General features: G+C 44.8%; 1 protein-coding gene. It reads left to right on the forward strand.

Annotated features, from left to right (window positions below; translation table 11 throughout):
* The coding region (locus tag HC175_RS20985; RefSeq protein WP_168139912.1) for a DUF4396 domain-containing protein at positions 1-359 on the forward strand (359 nt) is incomplete at both ends.

Raw genomic sequence — 359 nt, forward strand, 5'->3', positions numbered from 1 at the left:
GGATTTCCATTATTTTTTGGCCCTGGTTGGGAAGGTCCTTTTTTCTGGCTGGGAGCGGGAATGCCTATCATGATGATCGCCATGTATGTTCTTGCAGTGCTCATCGCATGGGCACTGGTTCAATACCCAATGAAAAAAAATATGATGCCGGGAATGTCTAACAAACAGATCTCAAAAATGGCATTTATTACCACTGCACTCAGTATGCTGGCGGTGAGTTTGGGAATGATGACCACCTCCTGGTATATGCTCATGGACAAGATCCCCATGATGCCTAAAGAAGATGATGTGCTGTGGTTTGCCAGTATGTGGCTTGCCTCTTTTATTGGATTTCTAATTGCGTGGCCAATAAACTGGCT

The sequence above is a fragment of the Salinimicrobium oceani genome, from assembly GCF_012037645.1.